The organism is Pseudarthrobacter sp. TAF60_1 (assembly GCF_052113505.1).
GTDB lineage: Bacteria > Actinomycetota > Actinomycetes > Actinomycetales > Micrococcaceae > Arthrobacter.
Map to the genome: position 1 here is coordinate 45,522 of NZ_JBFRDI010000011.1, position 15,102 is coordinate 60,623.

Annotated in this window: 14 protein-coding genes; 10 read left to right on the plus strand and 4 right to left on the minus strand. The window is 64.3% G+C overall.

What is annotated here, in order from left to right; genetic code table 11:
• Positions 1 to 663: 663 nt before the first annotated feature.
• The gene (locus tag AB4Y73_RS13485) at positions 664 to 1,158 is read right to left on the minus strand and encodes a MarR family winged helix-turn-helix transcriptional regulator (RefSeq protein ID WP_441872359.1); all 495 of its coding nucleotides are present in this window, start codon (positions 1,156 to 1,158) and stop codon (positions 664 to 666) included.
• A 237-nt stretch (positions 1,159 to 1,395) separates the two neighbouring features.
• Here AB4Y73_RS13485 and AB4Y73_RS13490 point away from each other — a divergent pair, with 237 nt between their 5' ends.
• The 6 genes from AB4Y73_RS13490 (at position 1,396) to AB4Y73_RS13515 (ending at position 8,060) form a co-directional block, all read left to right on the plus strand.
• The gene (locus tag AB4Y73_RS13490) at positions 1,396 to 2,346 is read left to right on the plus strand and encodes an SDR family NAD(P)-dependent oxidoreductase (RefSeq protein WP_441872361.1); all 951 of its coding nucleotides are present in this window, start codon (positions 1,396 to 1,398) and stop codon (positions 2,344 to 2,346) included.
• 2 nt (positions 2,347 to 2,348) lie between these two features.
• Positions 2,349 to 3,239 carry an amidohydrolase family protein gene (locus AB4Y73_RS13495; protein ID WP_441872363.1) on the plus strand — a complete coding sequence of 297 codons (891 nt, stop codon included), beginning with the start codon at positions 2,349 to 2,351 and terminating at the stop codon, positions 3,237 to 3,239.
• 1 nt (position 3,240) lies between these two features.
• The gene (locus AB4Y73_RS13500) at positions 3,241 to 4,491 is read left to right on the plus strand and encodes an acyl-CoA dehydrogenase family protein (protein ID WP_441872365.1); all 1,251 of its coding nucleotides are present in this window, start codon (positions 3,241 to 3,243) and stop codon (positions 4,489 to 4,491) included.
• A gap of 85 nt (positions 4,492 to 4,576) precedes the next feature.
• Positions 4,577 to 5,032, plus strand: coding sequence for a MaoC family dehydratase (locus AB4Y73_RS13505; RefSeq protein WP_441872367.1), 456 nt, complete (start codon positions 4,577 to 4,579; stop codon positions 5,030 to 5,032).
• Positions 5,033 to 5,073: 41 nt separating this feature from the next.
• Positions 5,074 to 6,441, plus strand: a complete 1,368-nt coding sequence (locus tag AB4Y73_RS13510) for an MFS transporter (protein ID WP_441872369.1) — start codon at positions 5,074 to 5,076, stop codon at positions 6,439 to 6,441.
• A 53-nt stretch (positions 6,442 to 6,494) separates the two neighbouring features.
• Positions 6,495 to 8,060, plus strand: a complete 1,566-nt coding sequence (locus tag AB4Y73_RS13515) for an acyl-CoA synthetase (RefSeq protein WP_441872371.1) — start codon at positions 6,495 to 6,497, stop codon at positions 8,058 to 8,060.
• 34 nt (positions 8,061 to 8,094) lie between these two features.
• On the opposite strand, the gene AB4Y73_RS13520 is transcribed toward AB4Y73_RS13515, so the two are convergent.
• Positions 8,095 to 8,766 (minus strand): alpha/beta hydrolase, encoded by a 672-nt coding sequence (locus AB4Y73_RS13520; protein ID WP_441872373.1) that lies wholly within the window; start codon positions 8,764 to 8,766, stop codon positions 8,095 to 8,097.
• 102 nt (positions 8,767 to 8,868) lie between these two features.
• On the minus strand, positions 8,869 to 9,216 hold the full coding sequence (locus AB4Y73_RS13525; RefSeq protein WP_441872375.1) for a hypothetical protein: 348 nt from the start codon (positions 9,214 to 9,216) through the stop codon (positions 8,869 to 8,871).
• Positions 9,217 to 9,390: 174 nt separating this feature from the next.
• Between AB4Y73_RS13525 and AB4Y73_RS13530 the strand changes: the two genes are divergently transcribed.
• Both AB4Y73_RS13530 and AB4Y73_RS13535 read left to right on the plus strand, forming a co-directional pair.
• Positions 9,391 to 9,693, plus strand: a complete 303-nt coding sequence (locus AB4Y73_RS13530; protein ID WP_275214587.1) for a DUF4193 domain-containing protein — start codon at positions 9,391 to 9,393, stop codon at positions 9,691 to 9,693.
• A 309-nt stretch (positions 9,694 to 10,002) separates the two neighbouring features.
• A complete protein-coding gene (locus AB4Y73_RS13535) occupies positions 10,003 to 10,551 on the plus strand; it encodes an AMIN-like domain-containing (lipo)protein (RefSeq protein ID WP_441872377.1) in 549 nt (182 codons plus the stop codon).
• Between the two features lie 74 nt (positions 10,552 to 10,625).
• Here AB4Y73_RS13535 and AB4Y73_RS13540 read toward each other — a convergent pair whose 3' ends face one another.
• Positions 10,626 to 11,102: a DoxX family protein gene (locus AB4Y73_RS13540; RefSeq protein WP_441872379.1), complete on the minus strand. Its 477-nt coding sequence runs from the start codon at positions 11,100 to 11,102 to the stop codon at positions 10,626 to 10,628.
• 201 nt (positions 11,103 to 11,303) lie between these two features.
• Between AB4Y73_RS13540 and AB4Y73_RS13545 the strand changes: the two genes are divergently transcribed.
• Both AB4Y73_RS13545 and gcvP read left to right on the plus strand, forming a co-directional pair.
• Complete coding sequence (locus tag AB4Y73_RS13545) at positions 11,304 to 11,783, plus strand: Dps family protein (protein ID WP_441872381.1); 480 nt, start codon at positions 11,304 to 11,306, stop codon at positions 11,781 to 11,783.
• Between the two features lie 421 nt (positions 11,784 to 12,204).
• Positions 12,205 to 15,078, plus strand: coding sequence for an aminomethyl-transferring glycine dehydrogenase (gcvP, locus tag AB4Y73_RS13550; RefSeq protein ID WP_441872383.1), 2,874 nt, complete (start codon positions 12,205 to 12,207; stop codon positions 15,076 to 15,078).
• The last annotated feature ends 24 nt before the right edge of the window (positions 15,079 to 15,102 follow it).

Genomic DNA, 15,102 nt, shown 5'->3' on the forward strand with positions numbered 1-15,102 from the left:
ACACCGCCAAAGAGCTCCGAAGTTCACAAGACTCACGCTAGTTTCCTCCGAGGCCCCGGATTCTGTCGGATATATACAATCAAGCGCTCCGCGCTTAGTTGGTAAGTTCAGGTCTAGTCAGCGGACGATGCCGGGTGCAAAGCCGTGGCCCCATATCCGTTTCATTTCCATCTTCACGTCTACCGGGTCCGGTTGCTTGTCACCTTTGTGTCAGTGTCGACCGGCGGTTGGAGGGCCTGCCCTGAACAGACGGCAATGAAGCGCGGGCCAAAAGCCGCGACCGGCCGATGCTGTGGCAATTTCGACCGACTCACCTTTTACTCACCCCAATCAACGACAAAGGACGAGCATTCGTCGCTCATCGCGGAGCCCAGAAACCGCTAGATTCCGGGCAAAATTTGACCCGCACCGCTCGTTGAAAGGCGTCCAGACCTAAAGCGGGGGTCGTCAGTTCGAATCTGACAGGAGGCTCCACTACGTTGAATTTCCCGTGTGCAGTTGATCCAGAAGATTATGACTCGTCGTGGGCTTTAGCGCGACGGCCGCGGCCGCGGAAATGCTGCCGGTAACCCTAGACATCATTCCTGCCGTGCCGGCGATCGCCTGCTGCACGTTCGCCGGACCAGACTGTTACCCTCAACAATTGCCTGACTTCCGTGGCAATTATTCGGCCCGGGTCTCCTCCGCCCACACGGCCTTGCGGAGGATGGACCGCAGCGAGGCAACTTCCTGCGCGGTGAGCATGCTCAGGTGCTGGTCCTCGGCGACTTTGGCGGCCTTCTGCGCGGAGGCGTGGACTTTTCGGCCTTTCGAGGTCGCCGCCACGAGCTTCTGCCGCCGGTCTGACACTCCCGGTTTGCGTTCCACCAGGCCTCGCTGCTCCAGTTCGTCAATGAGGGCGACAATCTGGCTGGGGTCAAGACTGAGAAACTCGGCCAGCTCTCGCTGGGTGGGGCCGAGGTTGCCGCAGGCTAGCGCCAGCACCGAGTAGGAGCGCTCTTTGAGGCCGAATTCGGCGAGGGCGGCGTTGTTGAGCACACTTCCGGCCGCGTGCAGCTTGGCCAGCAGGAAGCCCATGTCGTTGCTGATGCTTGATTCCGCCAGCCTCGAGAAAGGCTCGCTGGGGTTGGCGGCGGCGTCCGTTGCCTGGAGTGTCATGATGCCTTTCGGGCCGGCGGGCTTGTTCGTTGAATTATTCAATGATCCCACCGACTCCCGTAATAGCGGAAATTTTGGACTCGCGGCGCATGGGACAGGGTCGCGCGAGTTTGAATGCAGAAATAAATGATTGACTTTTTCAAGGATTTGGTTTCTTATGGAACCAGGCAAGGGAGACGGGCATCACACACCGGCTCCCAGAAGATCCGCCGCAAGGCGCAATGCAAAGGAGCAGCGATGAGCCTGTCAGGAAAAGTAGCAATCGTCACCGGAAGCGGCCAGGGACTTGGCCTCGCCTACGCCCGGGAACTCGCCCGTCAAGGGGCCGCCGTCGTTATCAACGATGTGAACGCTGAAACCGCGGCGCAGGCTGTGGCCCGGATTGAGGCCGACGGCGGCCGTGCCACCGCCGTGGTGGTTCCGGTGGGAACGAGCGAGGCTGCGAAAGCGCTGGTTGCAGGTGCGGTGGAGGCGTTCGGCCGGCTGGACATCCTGGTCACCAATGCCGGCATTCTGCGGGACAAGTCCCTGCTGAAGATGACCGATGAGGACTTCGACCTGGTCATCAACGTCCACCTTAAGGGCACCTTCACCTGCGTCCGCGAGGCATTTGCCTACTTCAAGGAAAACAACGTCCAGGGCCGCATCATCACCATCGGGTCCCCGACGGGCCAGCGCGGCAACTTCGGCCAGACCAACTACGCCGCAGCCAAGGCGGGCATCGTGGGCATGGTCCGCACCTGGGCACTGGAAATGAAGAAGGCCGGCGTCACGGTCAACTCCGTGATCCCGGTGGCCGCCACCGCTATGACCAAGACTGTTCCGTACTTCCAGAAGGCCGTGGAAGCCGACGAGCGTGGCGAGGCCATGCCGTCCTTCTTCCGCCACGACCTGGGGTTCGGAACGGCCGACGACGTCGCCGGACTCATTGCCTTCCTCGCCTCCGATGAGGCCGCCAACATCACCGGCCAGGCCATCGGTGCCGGCGGTGACCGGCTGCAGGTCTGGACCCACCCGGAAGCGGCCACCACCGAATACCGCGAGGGCGGCTGGAGCTACGAAGCCCTGCAGGAAAACGCCGGCCAGCTGTTCACTGCGGAAACGCTCCAGAGCTACGGCGAGGAATTCCTCCCGCTGCCGGAGGACCTGAAGCCCGTACAGCCCGCGCAGCCCGCCGAGGCCCGCTGACCATGGCCGACCGTTACGAACTGGCCATCGACCCGGCGAAACTCGATGCCATCGACATGCACGTCCACCTCGAGGTGGACAGCTGCGGCCATGGCTCCCTGCCGGAGGAACTGACGGAAGCCTCGGCCAAGTACTTCAAGGCCGAGGACCGCACCCCGTCCCTGGACCGGATCGCGGAGGTGTACCGCGAACTGAACATGGCCGCCGTCGTGTTCACCGTGGACGCCCGCACCCAGCTCAAGCACGAACCCAACAGCATCCCGGAACTGATTGCCGGCGCCGCCCGCAACAACGATGTGCTGATTCCCTTCGGCAGCGTTGACCCGCGCACCGGGGAAGACGCGATCGCCGGGGCAAAGCACCAGGCCATCGAACTCGGCGCCCGCGGCTTCAAATTCCACCCCTCCCTGCAGGGCTTCGATCCATCCAACGAAGCGTTCTACCCGCTCTGGGAAACGCTGCAGGAGCTCGGGCTGCCGGCGATCTTCCACACCGGCCAGAACGGCATGGGCGCGGGCCTGCCGGGCGGCTACGGAATCAAGCTTGCCTACTCGAACCCGCTGCTGCTGGACGCCGTGGCAGCGGATTTTCCGGAACTGCAGATCATCATGGCCCACCCCTCCGTGCCGTGGCAGGACGAGGCCAACTCCATTGCGACGCACAAATCGAACGTGTTCATCGACCTCTCCGGATGGTCGCCGAAGTACTTCCCGGAATCCCTGGTGAAGGCCTCCAACTCCTACCTGCAGGACAAGGTCCTCTTCGGCACCGACTTCCCGCTCATCACCCCGCAGAAGTGGCTCGGCGCGTTCGCCGACCTGCCGCTCAAGGACGAGGTCCGCCCGAAGATCCTCAAGGGCAACGCCGTCCGCCTCCTCGGGCTCGGTGGCTGAGATGAGCACTGAAACCACCGTGCCCGCAGGTCGGACAGCGGCTACCCAGGAGCGCCTGTACGGTGTCTGCGACTACTACGACGCAGAGTCCCTGCTGACCGACGGTGAACGCCGGGTCCTGGGCAGGCTTCGCAGCTTCCTGGACCAGAAGGCGCACCCGCTGCTCGCGGATCACTGGGAGCGTGGCGAATTCCCCACCGAACTCGGCCAGCCGCTGATCGACCTGGACCTGATGGAACCTGCCGAACTGACGGGCGCCCCGGGTGCTGGGCGAGTCCCGGCCCGGGGTATCTACCAAGGCTTCCGGATCTTCGAACTGGCCCGCACGGACGCGTCGCTGGCAACGTGGTACACGTCGCAGGCGGGGCTTTTCCGCACGGCCATCCGCGTGGGCGCTTCCGAAACCCAGCGGGAGGAGTGGATGCCCCAGGTGATCGACTTTTCGCTCAGGGGTGTCTTCTCGCTCACCGAGCCTGAATCCGGTTCGGACATCGCCGGCGGACTGTCCACGACAGCCCGCTTCGAAGAGGACGCCGACGGCGGAACCTGGGTCCTGGACGGTGCCAAGCGCTGGATCGGCGGCGCGTCCACGGCCGACGTCCTGGCCGTGTTCGCCCGCGACGTCGCCGACAACCAAGTCAAGGCCTTCCTTGTGGACCGGACCGCGGCCGGTGTCACCTTGGAGAAAATCCATGGCAAAACGTCCCTGCGGATGATGCAGAACGCGCACATCACCCTCGAAGGCGTCCGCGTGCCGGAGTCCATGCGGCTGCACAACGTGAATTCGTTCAAGGACGTCGCCGCGATGCTTCGGGCCATGCGCTCTGACGTCGCCTGGATCGCCACCGGCCTCCAGGCCGGCGCCTTCGAAGCAGCACTGGCCTATGTCACCAAACGCCAGCAGTTCGGCCGTCCGGTGGGCTCCTTCCAGCTCGTCCAGGAGAAACTCGCACGGATGCTCGGCAATGTCACTTCCTCCCTGTCCTTGGTGGTGCGCCTGACTGAGCAGCAGGCGAAGGGCATTTACCGCGACCAGGACTCGGCCCTGGCGAAGATGCAGACCTCCTTGCTCATGCGCGAAACAGTCGCATTGGCCCGCGAAGTGGTGGGCGGCAACGGAATCACCCTGGACACAGACGTTGCCCGCTTCCACGCGGACGCCGAAGCCGTCTACTCCTACGAAGGCACCCACGAGATCAACGCACTCATCATTGGCCGCGCCCTCACCGGCGAAAGTGCCTTCACCCGCTGACCAGCACCAACGTCGAAAACCCGGCATCCGCCGTCGTACTCCCACACAACGAAACCAACCAACCAAACCTAACCAGGAGGCAAAGATGCCCAACCTCGTCGTCGACTTCGACAAACTCCTCACCCTTTCCGGCACCGATCTCGGCGTCACCGAGTACCGCGAGATCACGCAGGAACAGATCAACAAATTCGCCGATGCCACCGGCGACGACCAGTGGATCCATGTGGACCCTGAGCGCGCCAAGGACGGCCCGTTCGGGGCGCCGATCGCCCACGGCTTCCTGACCCTCTCGCTCATCATCCCGTTCTGGGGCGAGCTGTTCGACGTCGAGGGCGTCACCACCAAGGTCAACTACGGCCTGGACAAGGTCCGATTCACGTCGCCAGTGAAGGTAGGCTCGCGCATCCGCATGCAGGCCACCATCGCCGACGTCACCGAGGTCAAGGGCGGCGCCCAGATCAAAGTTGCCAGCACCATTGAGATCGAAGGGCAGGAACGCCCCGCAGTCGTGGCTGAGTTCCTGGCCCGGTTCTACAAATAGACTCCCACCTTTCTCCACTTCAGCAGTCAAAAGGAACAACAATGTCCGGACTCAACCAGCTGCAAGCCATGGGCACCGCCGAGCGTCGCAAGGAAGCACGCACTGTCATTGCCTCCAGCTACCTGGGCAGCACCATCGAGTACTACGACTTCCTCCTATACGCCACCGCAGCCGCCGTCGTCTTCCCCAAGGTCTTTTTCAGCGGAATGGACGACTGGGTGGGCGTAGTTGCCGCCTATGGCACGTTCGCCGCCGGCTATGTAGCCCGCCCGATCGGCGGCATCATCTTCGGCCACTTCGGTGACAAGCTGGGCCGCAAAAACATGCTGATCATCTCCATGCTGATGATGGGTATTGCGTCCACGCTTATTGGCGTGGTCCCTGGTGCCTCCGTGGCCGGCCCTTGGGGCGCTGTGCTTCTGGTGATCCTCCGCGTCGTCCAGGGCATTGCCGTGGGCGGCGAATGGGGTGGCGCAGCCCTGATGGCACTGGAGCATTCCGAATCCGGCAAGCGCGGCTTCGCTGCCTCCTTCGTGAACGCCGGCGCCCCCACCGGCGCCGTCCTGGGCACCCTCGCCATGGGTGCATTCTCGGCGCTGCCGAATGACCAGTTCCTCAGCTGGGGCTGGCGCGTGCCGTTCCTGCTGTCCTTTGTCCTGCTCGGCGTGGGCATGTTCGTCCGCCTGAAGGTTTCGGAGAGCCCGATCTTCAAGGCTGCGCTGGAACAGGAAAAAGCCGAGAGGGCCCAGGCCGAACGGGAGGCCTTGCGGGCAGGCATCACATCCAAGCGCGATATCCCGCTGCTGCTGGTGCTGCGCCGTCCCAAGACCCTGATCTTCACCATGCTGGCAGGGGCAGCCGGCTTCGCCCTGCAGGTGGTCCTGGCAACATTCTCCGTCACTTATGCGGTCTCCAAGGGTGCGGACCGGCAGGGCGTGCTGTACGCCTTTGCCGCAGCCTCGGCCCTGTCCATCGTGTTTGTCATCCTGGGTGGAAAGCTCTCCGACAAACTGGGCCGGCGACCGGTCATGATCGGCGGCCTGGTGGTGTTCATCGTCTACCTGATCCCCATGTTCTCCCTGCTGTCCTCGAACAACATCGTGCTGATCTTCGTGGCGTTCGCCATCGGCCTGATGATCCACTCCACCCTTTTTGGGCCCCTTGCAGCCTTTGTGTCCGAACAGTTCGGCACCACGTCCCGGTACACCGGCGCTTCACTTGGCTACCAACTGGCCACCCTTCTGGGCGCCGGTTTCACACCGGGCATCGTGGCCCAGATCTTCAAGGACTCGGGGCAGAACACGTCCTCGGTGGTCACCTATCTGGCCATCATGTCCGTGGTGTCCATCGTGTTCATCCTGCTCACCCGGGAGCCCAAGAACAACGACCTCCTGACCGTCCGGGCCTGACCCTTCATCGGGTCCCGTCCAGCGGGCTAACCTCACAGTAGAAAGGATTCGCCGTGGAAAATTTTGGCATCGGCTCGTGGCTGCAACGTCGCCGCCCGAAGTCCGGCAGCAAGACCGCACTGATTAGCGGAGGCCGGGAAATGAGCTACGCGCAGTTCGCGGACCGGAGCCTCCGGCTGGCCAACGCCCTGCGGGACCGCGGCGTCGCAAGGGGGGACCGGGTGGCTTACCTGGGCGAGAACCACCCGTCCTTCCTGGAAACCCTCTTTGCCTGCGGCACCCTGGGCGCCGTCTTCGTCCCGCTCAACACCCGGCTGGCACCGCCCGAGATCCAGTTCCAGCTGCAGGACAGCGGGGCCGTTGCTCTGATCCACGCGCACAACCTGGGCGACCTCGCCGCCCGCGGTGCGGCCGGCACCGCCGTGGCGAGGCTCGTCGTTGTCGACGATGCCGGTGCGGGCGGCCCCGCGCGGGCAGGCAGCGGCCAGGGGCCGAGGGCGGTCGAGGGCTTCGACGATGTGGTGGCCTCCGGCACGGACCAGCAGATCGATGAACCGGTGGGCCTGGACGACGGAGCCATGATCCTCTACACCTCGGGCACGACGGGCCGTCCCAAGGGCGCCCTGCTGACCCACGGCAACGTCACCTGGAACTGCATCAACGTGATCGTGGACTTCGATTTTTCCTCGCAGGATGTGGCGCTGATGATTTCACCCATGTTCCACGTGGCTTCCCTGGACATGGGTGTCCTGCCGACGCTCCTCAAGGGTGGAACGGTCATCCTCGAATCCAGGTTTGATCCGGGCCGGATCCTAGGCCTGATCGAGCAGTACAGCGTCACGACGATGAGCGGGGTCCCGACCACCTATCAGCTCATCTGCGAACACCCCGCGTGGGCAACCACAGATCTCAGCTCGCTGAACAAGCTCACCTGCGGGGGATCCGCAATCCCCATGCGGGTGCTCGACGCGTACGAGTCCCGGGGCCTCCAAATCGGCAACGGCTACGGCATGACCGAGACTGCGCCGGCGGCAACGGTCCTCCCCGCGTCGCGGTCCCGCGACAAGGCCGGTTCCGCCGGGCTACCGCACTTCTTCACTGACGTGCGGATCGCCGACCCGATCGCCGGGATCGCGGCGCCCGGAACCGTGGGGGAGATCCAGATCAAGGGCCCCAACGTGATCCGCGAGTACTGGGACCGGCCCGACGCCACCGCCGAATCCTACGCCGATGGCGGCTGGTTCAGATCCGGCGACCTGGCCTATAAGGACGAGGAAGGCTTCGTGTTCATCGCCGACCGGCTCAAAGACATGATTATCTCCGGCGGCGAGAACATCTATCCGGCGGAAGTGGAGCAGGCCATCACCGAACTGGACGCCGTGGGCAGCGTGGCTGTGATCGGTGTGCCGGACGAGAAGTGGGGCGAAGTTCCCCGTGCCGTAGTGCTGCTGCGGGAAGGCGCCCGGCTCACCGAGGCCGAGTTGCGGACCCATCTTGAGGGAAGGCTGGCGCGCTACAAAATCCCCAAGTCGGTGGTGTTCGTGGATGAGATGCCGCGCACGGCCAGCGGGAAGATCAGGAAGGCGGATCTCCGGAAACAGAGTTCGGCCCAGCCGTGATCCACGGGTGTGCCAGCGCGGCTGCGGGCGCCAGTCAGGCCGATGGAGATCCCGTAGCGCTGATCCATGCGCCGAGTTCGGTGAGCGTCTGGGCTGAGATCTGGTGTCCACCGGGGTCGCGGCGGGTGTGGACGCTGGCGGCAGACTCTGTGGTCAGGTACTGCCAGGTCCGGGCGAGGAGGTCAGCCGGGATGACCCGGTCCTGGTCCCCGTGGGCAACAAATACGGAAAGGCCAGCCAACCTCGCTGGCGTGACCGGCACTCCTGCATCGAACGGCAAAGTGCCGTAAAGGATGGCCGCACCTGAGTAGCGGTTCGGATCGTCAAGGACAAGGCCGCCAACAAACGCGGCGCCGCCGCTAAAGCCCACCAGGATAACGGGCCGGCCGGCGGGCGAGTATTCATCAAGCCAGAGCCGGAACCAGGCCATTTGTTCAGCCAGGGACTCGGGCGTGGGCCGGCCGATGCCCCGGTTCGCAAACCACGCATAGCCGCTGCCCTCCGCAATGGGGGCCCGAACGGCAGCGTAGGCAAAAGCTTGCGGGAGGTGGGGTGCCAGGCCGAGGATTTCGCGCTCATTGGAACCCCGCCCGTGCAACAGCACCACAAGGGGTGCGGACGGATCCGCTGATCCTGCCGCCGCCACAACGTGCTGGGCATTCGCGGAGGATAGGTTGGCGGCACCGGGGTCGGCGGGGAGATGCATGAGTAGTCCTTAGCACTGGAAGCGGCTTTTAGTTGAAGCTACAACCAGTAGAACCCTTTCCGGGGCGGCTGTCAATGCCCGGTGCCCGAATCCGCGCCGGCATCAGTCTGAATCCATCAGCTCCAGCAGTTTCTTGGCGGCATCCCGGATGTCATCGTGTCCGTGCTGCGCTGCCCGGCTTTCCAGGGAAATGACGGCGCAACGGTGGATTTTTTTGAAGTCGCCGAACGGGAAGCTCACACTGCCCTTCGTGCCTTCAGATTGCTCATCGTCCCGGCCCAGATGCCATTCAGCGAATGCCGGGAAGCCGTGTTTATCGATGTAGGCGTTCTCCTGGTCCGCAGTGGGAGCATGTTCACTCCAGTCATCGCGGACATCGCGTTCGACCTTTCCGCTCTCGATGAGCTTGCGGGCATGGGTCACTGCTTTGCGGTTGAGTTTGGCGGCCATGGTGCCTCCTGCGGGTTCAACGTGGAATGCCGGCCACTTCAGCGTAACCCTCTCGAGGCCCCCATAATCTGTCGAATTGCCCACACTATTGCCTAAGTGGTGGGGCAATGACCTAAACTGCTTCACTGAGGTGCCTGAAATGGTGCCGCGCAGCAACGAAAGTGAACCCCCGCCATGGCTACCGATTACGACGCTCCACGCAAGACAGACGACGAGTCTTCCGCAGAGTCGCTGGAGGCACTTCAGGCATCCCGCGGCGGCAACGCCCAGACCGCCGTCATCGACGTCGAGGAGAACGATACGGCTGAGGGCATCGACCTGCCTGGCGCCGATCTTTCCGGCGAAGAACTGACCGTTGTGGTGGTTCCCGAGCAGTCCGATGAGTTCACGTGCTCGTCCTGCTTCCTGGTCCGCCACCGCTCGCAGGTTGCCCGCGAAAAGAATGGCCTGAAGTACTGCATCGAGTGCGAGGGCTAGAAAACCCGCCCTCACCCGCGAATCAAGCCCCGTCAGCCTCTTGGCCGGACGGGGCTTTTGCGTCTTCACGGCACACCCCGCGAAGGGTTGCCCGGTGGGCCGGTCCGGCGTCGTTATGTTGCATAACGGCGGGGTGCAGAAATGGTGTTAATAGCGCTTCTTTCCGCCTCAGAAACCCGCCGGAATGACGCTGGCGTGACCGGCTGAACCCGCCCCTAACGGTTCCGCGCCGAAGCGGCCACAGCCCTTATTTACGGCCCCGGAGACTCCTACGCTTGAGGTACCTCAACACTCGAAGGGTGGCCCACAGTGAAAAAGCTTCAGACGTGGCTAACAGTCATTTTGATTGCTGTTGGATTGGGTTTCCTGGCGCCGGGGCCCGCCTCGGCAGCAACATCGTACTGCGGGCTCGTTTGGGGGTCGCTGGCTAAGACAGCGCCGGGGATGAGCTCCGCATCCGTGACGAATGTCAGGACGGGGCAGCACTATTGCTTCGACCGGATGGTGGTTGATCTCAACGGCCCTGCCAAGGGGTACACGGTTCAGTACGTTCCGGCCGTGGTCCAGGACGGTTCAGGTAAGGAAATCCCGATGCGGGGCTCTGCCTTCCTCCAGGTGACTGTCAACGCGCCGTCCTACGACAGCGCAGGCGCCCCCACCTACAGCCCCGTGACGCCGAAGGAACTGTCCGACGTCTCGGGATACCAGACGTTCCGGCAGGTGGCATCCGCGGGCAGCTTCGAAGGCTATACCAGCCTCGGACTGGGCGTCCGTGCCCGGCTTCCGTTCCGGGTAATCACCCTGGAGGGCCCCGGCTCAGGTTCGCGACTGGTGGTGGATGTAGCGCACTTCTGGTGACGGCCGCTCCGACGTTGAGGTAGCTCAGTAACCCAAGGGATGGCGCCCTGCCCGGGAAGACCCCGGGCAGGGCATCAGTCTGTCCGCCTGGCCTCGGTGAGCGCCGCGCGCATTTCCTTCCACGCTCCGGTGGACCACAGCGCCCACGCCACCAGTACAGGCTGGAAGAACAGCCGCAAGAGGCGGGCGCGGTCCGTATTCAACCCGAACCCGTCCGTCCGGGTCACATACTGCGAGATATTGCCGGGAAAAATCAGGATGAAGAAGGCCCCCGCTAACAGTCCCACCGGGACGCGGCGCTTACGCAGCGCGATCAGTGCCGCGCCGAGGCTGATTTCAACCACGCCTGAGGCCAGTACCACAAAGTCCTTATCCATGGGGAACCATGGCGGAACCTGCGCCTGAAATTCCTGCCGTGCAACGGTGAGGTGACTGACGCCGGCGAAAACCAGCGAACCGCCCAGGGCAACCGCGCCGATCAGCCGCGGCACGGAAACCTTCCCGGCGGGGCGGGTGAGGAGGCGGGTCAGTGCCGTTCGGGTAGGAGTCATGAGGGAAACGTAGCATGCATAAAGACACTGATTACCGCCCGGCAACTCTGTGGACGTGATCCGCGGTGATGCCGTCAATGCGCCCTGCTGTTGCGGTGCAGGTCAACTTAGTAAGCTTACTGAGAAATCATGTTCGACCGCTCGGCGAAGCCTCGGCCGGACTGATAGCGTCGGCATTACTGGACCAATCGAGGAGGATTCATGAAAGCTTCACCGACCCTGACCAACAATATGCAGGCCGTTCTTGCGGACCTGATCGAACTGCACATCCAAGGCAAGCAGGCCCACTGGAACATCGTGGGAACCAACTTCCGCGACCTGCACCTGCAGCTGGACGAAATTGTCGACGCCGCCCGGCAGTTCGCCGACGACACAGCAGAGCGGATGCGCGCCCTGCACGCCTTGCCGGATGGCCGTAGTGCCACCGTAGCCAAGTCGACGTCCCTGGCCCAGTTCCCCGAGGGCCTCATCAATACCAAGGACGCCATCGAGCGGATCGTCGCCGCCCTTGAAGCTGCGGTGGGCACCATGCGTAAAGTCCATGACGAGGTGGATGAGGAGGACCCCACCACCGCGGACCTGCTCCACGAATTCATCGCCAAGCTGGAACAGTACGCCTGGATGGTGAACGCCGAGACCATGAAAGCCTCGGCCAGCGTCACGGCACCGGACGCGAAATAAGCACCGCCCACTAAGCGGCTAACAGGCCCGGCGCCGGAACCACTTCCGACGCCGGGCCTTCGTGTGCCCACCCGCGGCGCCTCCGCCGTCGGGACCCTTCGAAGCGCGACGGCGCTGCAGGCGAGCGGCTGATTCTGCTCAATCATTCGGCCGTCCCTACGGAGGGCCCGCGGGCATCCGCAGGCTCGGGAACTCCGCGCCGGAATGATGGGGCAAAACCCGTCGTCCATATTTGCCCGATGACCAGGGGCGGAGGAGAATTGGACCTCGTGATGGCCGTCTGCGGCCGGCACAGCATACGAATTTCGGTGCAAGCCTCGCTCTGGAAACAGGCCCGGCGGAAACTCTCAGGCCCGACCCAGGGCGGGGAGCACCGGATCGATGTGGCGTACCCCTGCCCGCCTTAGTTATGGAGTTCCCCGTGAGTGTAAAGCCCGCCTCAGCCACCTTTGTTGACCGGCATATCGGTGCCCGCCGCGAGGCGCATATCGACACGATGCTCAAGGCTGTCGGGTATGACACCGTGGACGCCTTGGTGGACACCGCGGTTCCAGCCTCCATCCGCCAGGCCAAGCCGCTGGCCCTCAAGGACGCCCTGAGCGAGGTTGAGGTCCTGGCCGAGCTGCGCAGGCTCGCGGGCAAGAACAAGACGGCTGTGCAGATGATCGGCCAGGGCTATTACGACACCGTCACCCCCGCCGTGATCCGCCGCAACGTCCTCGAAGCCCCGGCCTGGTACACCGCGTACACGCCGTACCAGCCCGAGATCTCCCAGGGCCGGCTCGAGGCGCTCCTGAACTTCCAGACCATGGTCCAGGACCTGGTGGGCCTGCCCATCGCCAACGCCTCCCTGCTGGACGAAGCCACCGCTGTGGCCGAAGCCGTCCTGATGATGCGCCGCGCCAACAAGAACAAGGAAGCACACGACGGCAAGACCGTCCTGGACGCCGACGTCATGCCGCAGACCATCGCTATCGTGAAGGGCCGCGCCGAGGCCCTCGGCTTCGAGGTGGAGGTTGCTGACCTGTCCAAGGGCCTGCCCGAGGGTGTCATCAACGGCATCGTCCTGCAGCAGCCGGGCGTCTCCGGCCGCGTGTTCAACCATGCCGAGGTCATCAAGGCAGCCAAGGAACGCGGCGCGCTGGTCACGGTCGCCGCTGACCTGCTGGCCCTGACCCTGATCACCCCTCCCGGTGAGCAGGGCGCCGACATCGCGGTTGGTTCCACCCAGCGTTTCGGTGTGCCGTTGTTCTTCGGCGGCCCGCACGCGGCGTACATGGCCGTGGCGAAGGGCCTGGAACGGTCCATGCCGGGCCGCCTCGTGGGCGTGTCCAAGGACGACGCCGGCCTGCCCGCCTACCGCCTGGCGCTGCAGACCCGTGAGCAGCACATCCGCCGTGAAAAGGCGACCTCGAACATCTGCACCGCGCAGGCACTTCTGGCGATTGTGTCCTCGTTCTACGCCGTCTACCACGGCCCGGACGGCCTGAAAGCGATCGCCGAGCGCACCCACAACCACGCGAAGACGCTTGCAGCCTCGTTGACAGCGGGTGGGCTGGACGTTCTGCACACCAGCTACTTCGATACCCTCACTGTTTCAGTTCCCGGGAAGGCCGCGGCCGTGATTGCCGCTGCCGAGGCCAAGGGCATCAACCTCCGCGGCATCGACGCCGATGCTGTTGGCATCTCCGTGGATGAAACTACGACGCCGGAAACCGTCGCGGCGGTCGCTGAGGCCTTTGGTGCCCGGGTTGCCGACGCCGGCCCCTCCGCCCAGGCTGGGTACTCGTTTGATAACTCAGTGCTCCGCACGTCGGAATTCATGCAGCACCCGGTGTTCAACACGCACCGTTCCGAAACCCAGCTGCTGCGTTACATCCGCAAGCTCTCAGACCGGGACCTGGCCCTGGACCGCACCATGATCCCGCTGGGTTCGTGCACGATGAAGCTGAACGCCACCGCGGAGATGGAAGCGATTTCGTGGCCGGAGTTCGCCTCGATCCACCCGTTCGCTCCCGAGTCCCAGACGGTGGGCTGGCGCGAACTGATCAGCGGCCTCGAAGCTGACCTCGCGGAGATCACCGGTTATGACCAGGTGTCGCTGCAGCCGAACGCCGGGTCCCAGGGCGAGCTCGCGGGCCTGCTGGCGATCCGCGGTTACCACCGCGCCAACGGCGATGCCCAGCGGAACGTGTGCCTGATCCCGGCCTCGGCGCACGGCACGAACGCCGCCTCGGCCGTCCTGGCGGGCATGAAGGTTGTTGTTGTCGCCACGGCGGCTGATGGCACGATTGATCACGCGGATCTGTACGCGAAGATTGAGGCGCACAAGGACGCCCTCTCGGCGATCATGATCACCTACCCCTCCACCCACGGCGTGTACGACGCGGACGTGACCGAGATCTGCGACGCCGTGCACGCTGCCGGCGGCCAGGTCTACGTGGACGGCGCCAACCTGAACGCCCTGGTCGGCCTGGCGCAGCCGGGCAAGTTCGGCGGCGACGTCTCGCACCTGAACCTGCACAAGACCTTCTGCATCCCGCACGGCGGCGGCGGACCCGGTGTTGGCCCGGTCGCGGCGAAGGCCCACCTGGCCCCGTTCATGCCCGGGGACGCGAACAACGCTTCTTCCGAAAACGCAGCGGACGGCCACGGTGTCGCGATCAGCGCGTCCAACTTCGGCTCGGCCGGTGTCCTGCCGATTTCCTTCGCGTATGTGAAGCTCATGGGCGGTGAGGGCCTGAAGGAAGCCACCAAGTCCGCGCTGCTCGCGGCGAACTATGTTGCGGCCCGGCTGAACGAGTACTTCCCGGTCCTGTACACCGGTGAGGGCGGGTTGGTGGCGCACGAGTGCATCCTGGACCTCCGGGCCCTGACCGCCAAGACCGGCGTGACCGCTGAAGATGTGGCGAAGCGCCTCATCGACTACGGTTTCCACGCCCCCACCCTGGCGTTCCCGGTCGCGGGGACCCTGATGGTGGAGCCCACGGAGTCCGAGGACCTGGCCGAAATCGACCGGTTCATCGACGCGATGATCACCATCCGCAAGGAAATCGACCAGGTCGCCAACGGTGACTTCACCGTGGAAAACTCCCCGCTGCGCCACGCACCCCACACCGCGTCCGCCGTCGTGAATTCCGAGTGGACCCGCCAGTACAGCCGCGAACAGGCCGTCTTCCCCGTCCACCACCTCAAGCAGGACAAGTACTTCCCGCCGGTAGGCCGGATCGACGGAGCAGGTGGAGACCGCAACCTCATCTGCTCCTGCCCGCCGCTCTCCGAGTTCGAAAACTAAGGCCGGCAAGCCGGGAAGCCTGCC

What these genes read in the sequence shown, in the direction of transcription:
- AB4Y73_RS13485 (WP_441872359.1), bottom strand. Translation starts at nt 1,158, where the DNA reads ATGACACTCCAGGCAACGGACGCCGCCGCCAACCCCAGCGAGCCTTTC.
- AB4Y73_RS13490 (WP_441872361.1), top strand. Translation starts at nt 1,396, where the DNA reads ATGAGCCTGTCAGGAAAAGTAGCAATCGTCACCGGAAGCGGCCAGGGA.
- AB4Y73_RS13495 (WP_441872363.1), top strand. Translation starts at nt 2,349, where the DNA reads ATGGCCGACCGTTACGAACTGGCCATCGACCCGGCGAAACTCGATGCC.
- AB4Y73_RS13500 (WP_441872365.1), top strand. Translation starts at nt 3,241, where the DNA reads ATGAGCACTGAAACCACCGTGCCCGCAGGTCGGACAGCGGCTACCCAG.
- AB4Y73_RS13505 (WP_441872367.1), top strand. Translation starts at nt 4,577, where the DNA reads ATGCCCAACCTCGTCGTCGACTTCGACAAACTCCTCACCCTTTCCGGC.
- AB4Y73_RS13510 (WP_441872369.1), top strand. Translation starts at nt 5,074, where the DNA reads ATGTCCGGACTCAACCAGCTGCAAGCCATGGGCACCGCCGAGCGTCGC.
- AB4Y73_RS13520 (WP_441872373.1), bottom strand. Translation starts at nt 8,766, where the DNA reads ATGCATCTCCCCGCCGACCCCGGTGCCGCCAACCTATCCTCCGCGAAT.
- AB4Y73_RS13525 (WP_441872375.1), bottom strand. Translation starts at nt 9,216, where the DNA reads ATGGCCGCCAAACTCAACCGCAAAGCAGTGACCCATGCCCGCAAGCTC.
- AB4Y73_RS13530 (WP_275214587.1), top strand. Translation starts at nt 9,391, where the DNA reads ATGGCTACCGATTACGACGCTCCACGCAAGACAGACGACGAGTCTTCC.
- AB4Y73_RS13540 (WP_441872379.1), bottom strand. Translation starts at nt 11,102, where the DNA reads ATGACTCCTACCCGAACGGCACTGACCCGCCTCCTCACCCGCCCCGCC.
- AB4Y73_RS13545 (WP_441872381.1), top strand. Translation starts at nt 11,304, where the DNA reads ATGAAAGCTTCACCGACCCTGACCAACAATATGCAGGCCGTTCTTGCG.